The 6,650-nt window shown below is 37.0% G+C and carries 7 protein-coding genes and 1 pseudogene; all 8 read left to right on the top strand.

Going from position 1 to position 6,650, the window contains the following annotated elements:
- Positions 1-789 (top strand): recombinase zinc beta ribbon domain-containing protein (locus RTX25_RS14320; protein WP_312654590.1); only part of this gene is annotated, 789 nt, incomplete at its 5' end.
- A 415-nt stretch (positions 790-1,204) separates the two neighbouring features.
- The gene (gene mef(A), locus RTX25_RS14315) at positions 1,205-2,422 is read left to right on the top strand and encodes a macrolide efflux MFS transporter Mef(A) (RefSeq protein WP_312654589.1); all 1,218 of its coding nucleotides are present in this window, start codon (positions 1,205-1,207) and stop codon (positions 2,420-2,422) included.
- A 20-nt stretch (positions 2,423-2,442) separates the two neighbouring features.
- Positions 2,443-3,282 carry a nucleotidyltransferase domain-containing protein gene (locus tag RTX25_RS14310; RefSeq protein ID WP_312654588.1) on the top strand — a complete coding sequence of 280 codons (840 nt, stop codon included), beginning with the start codon at positions 2,443-2,445 and terminating at the stop codon, positions 3,280-3,282.
- A pseudogene (locus RTX25_RS14305) lies at positions 3,279-3,875 on the top strand (Vat family streptogramin A O-acetyltransferase); the annotation flags it as partial. The gene RTX25_RS14310 and the pseudogene RTX25_RS14305, both read left to right, overlap by 4 nt.
- A gap of 27 nt (positions 3,876-3,902) precedes the next feature.
- A complete protein-coding gene (gene arr / locus RTX25_RS14300; RefSeq protein ID WP_312654591.1) occupies positions 3,903-4,313 on the top strand; it encodes an NAD(+)--rifampin ADP-ribosyltransferase in 411 nt (136 codons plus the stop codon).
- Between the two features lie 79 nt (positions 4,314-4,392).
- Entirely contained in the window at positions 4,393-4,887 is a 495-nt protein-coding gene (locus RTX25_RS14295; protein ID WP_312654587.1) for a nucleotidyltransferase domain-containing protein, read from the top strand.
- A 41-nt stretch (positions 4,888-4,928) separates the two neighbouring features.
- The gene (locus RTX25_RS14290) at positions 4,929-5,666 is read left to right on the top strand and encodes a class I SAM-dependent methyltransferase (protein WP_312654586.1); all 738 of its coding nucleotides are present in this window, start codon (positions 4,929-4,931) and stop codon (positions 5,664-5,666) included.
- A 66-nt stretch (positions 5,667-5,732) separates the two neighbouring features.
- Entirely contained in the window at positions 5,733-6,344 is a 612-nt protein-coding gene (locus tag RTX25_RS14285; protein WP_312654585.1) for an N-acetyltransferase, read from the top strand.
- Positions 6,345-6,650 lie beyond the last annotated feature (306 nt).

Genomic DNA, 6,650 nt, shown 5'->3' with positions numbered 1-6,650 from the left:
CTTTTACAGAAGACCTTCACTGTGGATTTTATTACAAAGAAAAGAGTCAAGAATGAAGGCCATGTCCCACAATACTACGTTGAAAACAGCCATGAGGCGATCATACCAAAGGAACTTTTTTTACAGGCTCAGGAAGAACTTCATCGCAGGAAAAATATTTACACAGGGGCAGATAAAAACAAAAGACTCTATAGCAGTAAATACGCTTTGAGCACAATAACCTTCTGCGGGAATTGCGGGGACATTTACAGACGGGTGTATTGGAATATACGCGGTAGAAAAGAGTTTGTTTGGCGATGCGTTACAAGAATCGATCAAGGCCCTGAAACGTGTAAGAACCGCACGGTAAAAGAAGGAGATTTATATGATGCGGTTATGACTGCCATTAATAGACTCCTTGCCGGTGGAGATAACATGATAAGAACACTAGAAGAAAACATCCATGCCGTGATTGGAGAAACCACAGAATACCAAATATCAGAGATTAACAACTTGCTAGAAGAAAAACAAAAAGAACTCATCAAGCTGGCTAATAAGGGTCAAGACTATGAACACTTGGCAGAAGAGATTGATGAGCTGAGAGACAAGCGACAGACCCTTTTAGTAGAAGATGCCTCCCTTAGTGGCGAGAACGAGCGAATCAATGAGTTGATTGAGTTTATTCGCAAGAACAAATTCCGTACCTTAGAGTACGATGATAAGCTTGTGAGGAAGATAATCCAGAATGTTACAGTCTATGAAGAACACTTCGTCATATCCTTTAAATCTGGCATTGAAATGGAAGTATGAGTATGAGACTCATTCCAGGATTCCAGGATGAGACTCATTCCACAATTTTTGTATTGAACATATCATCTTGTTGTGTTATTCTATAGATTGATGTAAATAAAGATGTGGGAGGAACCGAAACTATGACAGCCTCAATGCGTTTAAGATAAGCTGGCAATAAAAAGAGCAGAATCTATCCCTGATGATAGGCTTTTTTGTTGTGCTTATTTATACGATATTGAGCATTCAATAGTTAAGGTGAGATATAGACTATGTAACTATAGCATTATTTAACTATGTCTTTTTAAAGAATGTTTCCATATTGTATGTATGCAGACAATAGCCACATTGTGGATTTTGGCCTGCATTTTTTATTGCCTAGGATACCTATTAAAAATAGAAATTCAAGCAAAATAATATGCAGGAGATAATAAAAATGGAAAAATACAACAACTGGAAACTAAAGTTTTTTACAATATGGGCAGGGCAGGCAGTATCTTTGATTACAAGTGCCATCCTACAAATGGCCATAATTTTTTATCTTACAGAAAAAACAGGATCTGCTATGGTGTTGTCTATGGCCTCACTAGTTGGTTTTCTACCCTATGCAGTTTTTGGGCCAGCTATCGGTGTGCTAGTGGATCGCTATGATAGGAAAAAGATAATGATTGGTGCTGATTTAATTATCGCAGCAGCTGGAGCAGTGCTAGCTATTATTGCATTGTATATGGAGTTACCTATCTGGATGGTTATGGTAGTATTGTTTATCCGTAGCATCGGAACAGCTTTTCATTCCCCTGCTCTGAATGCGGTTACGCCTCTTTTAGTACCAGAAGATCAGTTGACCAAATGTGCGGGTTATAGCCAGTCCTTGCAGTCTATAAGTTATATTTTAAGTCCAGCATTTGCGGCATTGTTATACTCTGTTTGGGAATTAAATGCGATTATAGCCATCGATGTGCTGGGTGCTGTGATTGCTAGTCTCACAGTAGCATTCGTGAATATTCCAAAGCTTAATGTAGACCAGCAAAGTTTGAAGCCGGATTTCATAAAAGAAATGAAAGAAGGAATTGTCGTACTGAGACAAAACAAAGGGTTATTTGACTTATTACTTTTAGGAACACTATATACATTTGTATATATGCCAATTAATGCACTATATCCTTTAATCAGCATGGAATATTTTAATGGGACACCGATGCATATTTCTATTACCGAAATTGCTTTTGCCTCTGGTATGCTGGCAGGAGGCTTGATATTAGGAAGATTGGGAAGTTACGAAAAGCGTGTACTATTAATAACGGGTTCCTTTTTTATGATGGGAGCTAGTTTAGCCATTGCAGGATTACTTCCTCCAAGTGATTTTATCATATTTGTAGTCTGCTGTGCAATAATGGGGCTTTCGGTTCCATTTTACAGCGGTGTACAAACAGCACTATTTCAGGAAAAAATCAAGCCTGAATATTTAGGGCGTGTATTTTCCTTGACCGGAAGTATCATGTCACTTGCTATGCCACTTGGGTTAATCCTTTCCGGGTTCTTTTCTGATAGAATTGGTGTAAACTATTGGTTTTTAATGTCTGGTATTTTAATCATCGGCATTGCTATAGTTTGCCCGATGATGACTGAGATTAGAAAATTAGATACAAAATAAAATAAAAGGAGTGTGTTCATATGGTAGATAATATCATTCAATTAGTAACAGAGAAATTATCCTCTTTGCCTTGTATAGAAGGCATTGTATTAGGAGGCTCACGTGCAAGAGGCACCCATACAGAGGATTCTGATATTGATATCGGAATCTATTACAATTCAGAATCATTTGACCTGCCTGCGATTAATCAACTTGCTACAGTGTTGGATGATGAGCATAGAAGCAACCTTGTAGTACCTCCTGGAGCGTGGGGTGATTGGGTCAATGGAGGTGGATGGTTAGTCATAAATGGGCATCATGTTGACTTCATTTTACGTGATAAAAAACGGGTGGAACAAATAATTAAAGATACGGAGCAAGGAATTGTTACTGCCAATTATCAGACAGGGCATCCTCATGGATATATTAGCGCCATGTATCGTGGAGAATTGGCAATCAGCAAGGTACAATACGCTAATGATGTAAATTTTTATGATTTAAAAAAGCAAGCAGAATGTTATCCAACCGCTTTGCAGAAAGGGTTAACCAATTTTTTTATGTTTGAGGCAGGTTTCTCTTTAATGTTTGCTGAGAAGAATATAGAAAAAGACGATGTATCCTATGTTTCCGGGCATTGTTTTCGAAGCATATCTTCCCTTAACCAAGTCTTATTTGCAGTAAATAGAGAATACTGTATAAATGAGAAAAAGGCTGTTAAGATGATTAAAGATTTTAAGATCAAGCCAAGCGATTACAAGAAAAGGGTCGATAAGGTTATTTCCTTAATATCAACTGATGTAGATTGTACAAGAAAAGGAATAGAGATTCTTCAAAGATTAGTAAATGAGGTTGAAAACCTGAAAGGAGCCAATACTCAATGACGGGGCCAGATAAGAAAAAGCTTTATCCGAATAAAAATATAAAGACGGTTTGTTTTATAAGCAATCTACCAAAAAGACCCAATGTTGAGATTGGCGAATATACCTATTATAGCGATAATAAAAAGTCTCCAGAGAAATTTTATGATAATATAGAGCACCACTACGAATTTCTAGGGGATAAACTTATAATAGGCAAGTTCTGTGCAATTGCAGAGGATGTTAAATTTATTATGAATGGTGCAAATCATAGAATGGATGGAATTACAACCTATCCGTTTAATATCTTTGGCTGTGGATGGGAAAAGGTGACTACTACAATAGAACAACTTCCTTTTAAAGGTGACACAGTGATTGGCAATGATGTATGGATAGGTCAAAATGTAACCATTATGCCAGGAATTAAAATTGGTGATGGTGTGATTATTGCAGCTAACTCAACAGTAGTAAAAAGTGTTGAACCATATTCAATATATGGTGGGAATCCAGCTAAATTTATCAAAAGCCGATTTAGTGATGAAAAGGTTGAATTCTTGCTAAAGCTTCAATGGTGGAATTGGAGCGAAGAGGAAATATTTAATAATCTTGAAAAGCTAACAACGGAAACTGGATTAGAGCAATTAATGAATAAACCCCTGGACTTGGGACCTTTCTACCACGGCACAAAAGCCAATTTGAAGGTCGGGGACTTGTTGGAACCCGGCAATAACTCAAATTATGGGGAACGAAAGAAAGCTAACTACGTCTATCTGACTGCGACACTAGATGCGGCTAAATGGGGAGCTGAACTTGCGGTGGGCGATGAACCCGGTCGGATTTATATTGTAGAACCTACTGGTACCTTTGATAATGATCCTAATTTAACTGACAAGAAATTCCCGGGGAATCCGACAAGGTCTTACCGCACCAAGTCACCGCTACGAGTAGTAGGCGAAGTGTTGGATTGGGAGGGACACGCTCCAGAGGTGCTCCAGAACATGTTAGATAACCTTGAGAAGCTAAAGCGACAGGGTATCGAGGCAATTAACGACTGATAACGTGATAATCGATAAACTAAAGTTGTTAGTTAGAGAAACCTATCTGGTAAATAAGAATTTAATAAAGGGAGATTTTATGAATAAAAAAGAAATTGTAACCAAGGAAAACTTAATAGAAGTATTGGATTTATTAGATAGTATGGAAATGAGATATTGGATAGATGGCGGATGGGGTATAGATATTTTACTTGGAAAGCAAAACAGAGAACATCGAGATATTGACGTTGATTTTGACGGAGAGTTTACAGACGCTTTATTAAATAAACTCAAAGAAATAGGTTATGAGATTGTAGTTGATTGGAGTCCTTCTCGTATCGAGTTATATCATCCTGAATTGAGCTATATAGATATACACCCCTTAATAATAAATAAAGATGGAAGCGCTCGGCAGGCTGATCCGCAAGGCGGCTGGTATGAGTTTGAAGCAAAATGGTTTTCGACTGCAGTGTTTGAAGGTCGAGTTATTCCATGTATTTCAGCAGAGGCTCAAAAAGTTTTTCATAGTGGATATGAATTAAGAGAGGTTGATCATATCGATCTGAAAAATCTTGATAGCCTTATTTCAGAGTAGTGTTCCACAGATGAGATAAATATTTTACGAGGAGAATTCAGATGAAAGAAAACAAATATGATGACAATACATTTTTTCAAAAATACAGTCAAATGAGTCGCTCACAGCAGGGGCTGGCCGGTGCAGGAGAATGGGAAACATTGAAAAAGCTGCTGCCAAATTTTAAAGATAAGCGTGTGCTTGACTTAGGATGCGGCTATGGTTGGCACAGCATCTATGCTATGGAAAATGGTGCATCTTCTGTAGTAGGTGTAGATATTTCTCATAAAATGCTCGAGGTGGCCAAAGAAAAAACACATTTTCCACAGGTTGAATATAAATGCTGCGCTATGGAAGATGTGGAATTCCCAGAGGAGAGTTTTGATGTAATATTAAGTTCACTTGCGTTTCACTATGTAACAGATTATGAGATTTTAATAAAAAAGATATATAGAATGCTAAAGTCTGGTGGTAAGCTAGCTTTTTCGGTTGAACATCCTGTTTTTACTGCCTATGGAACACAAGACTGGTATTATAACGAAAAAGGAGAAATACTGCATTTCCCAGTAGACAATTATTATTATGAGGGAAAACGGACAGCTGTATTTTTGGGAGAAAAAGTTACAAAATATCATAGAACACTGACCACATATCTAAATACACTGCTTTCAAATGGTTTTATAATAAATCAGATTGTGGAGCCACAGCCACCAGAAAACATGATGGATATTCCGGGGATGGAGGATGAAATGCGCCGTCCCATGATGTTGATTGTATCTGCAAGAAAAGTATGTAAATAATATAGAAACAAAAATTATTTCATAGTGGATTAAGCTACTTTTTTATTTAAGGAAGGAGAATAATATATGATATCCGAAAGTTATAAGTTTACAGTAATTCGCGCGGATAAATTGGATTTAGATGTTAGGCTGCAAATATCCGAAATATTTGCAGAGGGATTTACTCAATGGCTGGGGTATTTTTCTACGGATAAAAATATAATAGCCAAAGCATTTGCCCATATGTTTGTTTTAGATCAATTTTATGTTGCAGTTAAGGACAATAAAATAGCAGGAATGGTTGCGTGTACAGACTGCAGGACACTATCAGTGAGATTAAATAAAAAAGAACTGAGAAGGTACTTAGGTTTTTTCAAGGGCAGCATTGCAGCAATTGCTTTAAAAAAAGAATTCGAACGCCCTTTTAAAAATCCGTTACCTGAAACAAGTTCCATTGAATTTGTTGGTACAGCTTCTGAATTCAGAGGTCAGGGTGTGGCATCACAGATCATAAATCATATTATTAAGAATACAAATTTCCGAGAGTATTTAATTGAAGAGGTTGCAGATTCGAATACACCAGCTATGAACTTATATAAAAAATTAGGTTTTGTGGAATATAAACGGACGCCTGTTTCACAAAAAAGTGCCGAAAAAACTGGAATAAATAATTTCATAGCATTAAAATATATTAAATAGAAACACAGTAATAAAAATGAAAAGGGAACATTACTCCCGAGGGAAATACTACATCAAAGGGGGTAAGCAAAGCCATTTTGTTCAATTCTAATTTGTCTGATTGATAAACAGTGTTGTAGTTAGTTAATGACATTATTATAAGCATACAAGATTGAAGTAGATATGTTCCCGCATACCTCGAATGAAAAAATACGGTTGATATGTTTCCGAGAACTGACAGGTCGAATGACATCAATGGTGTCCTCTCGAGCCATGTGGAGACAGTAGTATTGATGTCAAGGGTAGAGAAGTAAGAGTGTAGAAATA

It is taken from the genome of Proteiniclasticum sp., from assembly GCF_032054185.1.
Lineage (GTDB): Bacteria > Bacillota > Clostridia > Clostridiales > Clostridiaceae > Proteiniclasticum.
Note: the sequence above shows the minus strand (reverse complement) of the source record. Positions and strands in the feature narration are given on the sequence as shown.